Source organism: Amedibacillus sp. YH-ame6 (genome assembly GCF_053848845.1).
Window position 1 is genome coordinate 1 of sequence record NZ_JBSPEZ010000051.1, and the last position, 1,080, is coordinate 1,080.

General features: G+C 33.4%; 2 protein-coding genes. Both read left to right on the top strand.

Annotation, left to right across the window (positions count from 1 at the left end; translation table 11 throughout):
* The first annotated feature begins 232 nt into the window (after positions 1-232).
* The gene (gene tnpA, locus ACWG0P_RS15995) at positions 233-511 is read left to right on the top strand and encodes an IS66 family insertion sequence element accessory protein TnpA (protein ID WP_455802522.1); all 279 of its coding nucleotides are present in this window, start codon (positions 233-235) and stop codon (positions 509-511) included.
* Positions 508-858, top strand: a complete 351-nt coding sequence (gene tnpB / locus ACWG0P_RS16000) for an IS66 family insertion sequence element accessory protein TnpB (RefSeq protein ID WP_455802523.1) — start codon at positions 508-510, stop codon at positions 856-858. The genes tnpA and tnpB overlap by 4 nt, the downstream gene beginning before the upstream one ends.
* The last annotated feature ends 222 nt before the right edge of the window (positions 859-1,080 follow it).

A 1,080-nucleotide genomic window follows, 5' to 3' on the forward strand; every position in this document is an offset into this window, starting at 1 on the left:
GCAATGGAAACCCTCTATCGAAACAATTCTATATAAAATATACTGAACCGCCGTATACGGAACCGTACGTACGGTGGTGTGAGAGGACGATAAATAAAATAATTATTTATCTCCTACTCGATTTTGCCAATTAATCTAGATTTTTATTTTTTATAATGTAAGCGTCTAATACAGCCCATCTAGAAAAATAAGAATCCCTGTAGGATAATATATTCAACAGGAGGTGAAGTCAATGCCAGTAAAATATGATTATGATTGGGAAAAGCTACACAAAGAACAGCAATTATCAGGATTGAATATGAAACGATTCTGTAGAGAGCGTAGTCTTCCTTATCAGAGTTTCAAGAACCATAAATACCAATCTGTAAACAAAGCAGATGAAGTCAGTATTGTACCAGTGAAATGCAAAGAACAGAAAAGAATTTCATTCGTAATGAATGGAGTTTCTTTATCAGTAGATGCTTCATTGGATGATGAAGGACTACGCAAAATCATGAAGGCATTACAATGATACAGTTTCAGGAGATAGCACAAATATATATGGTTAAAAACTACACAGATCTGCGAAAAGGAATCGATGGTTATGCATCCCTTATACAAGATATACATCATCTTAATCCTTTTGAGGATGCTTTGTATATTTTCTGCAATCGACATCGCAATAAGATCAAGTGTTTGTACTGGGATGGGAGTGGGTTCTGGCTTTTATATAAGCGTTTAGATAAGGGACACTTTAAATGGGTTAAGAATGAAGAAGGAACCATCATTCTTTCCCAACAACAGTTAAAATGGTTATTAGAAGGTTTACGAATTGACCAAAAAACAGCCTTCAAAAAGAGTAAACCAATGTTTGTATAAAACAGTGAAAAAAGCCTATAAATATCGTGTATTTTGGTGTAAAATGTGGTATAATTAAGACATGAAAAACAGAGAAGAAATCAAAACAAAACTGCAATTGATGAGTCAAGAAGAACTCATCGATTTGCTTATCAATAGAGATGAATTAGCAAATGAAAACAGTAAGTTAGAACAAGAAAATAATTGGTATAGAGAACAAATCGCAATGTTGAATAAAGCGAG

Coding starts and splice junctions, on each gene's coding strand:
- tnpA (WP_455802522.1), top strand. CDS start 233: ATGCCAGTAAAATATGATTATGATTGGGAAAAGCTACACAAAGAACAG.
- tnpB (WP_455802523.1), top strand. CDS start 508: ATGATACAGTTTCAGGAGATAGCACAAATATATATGGTTAAAAACTAC.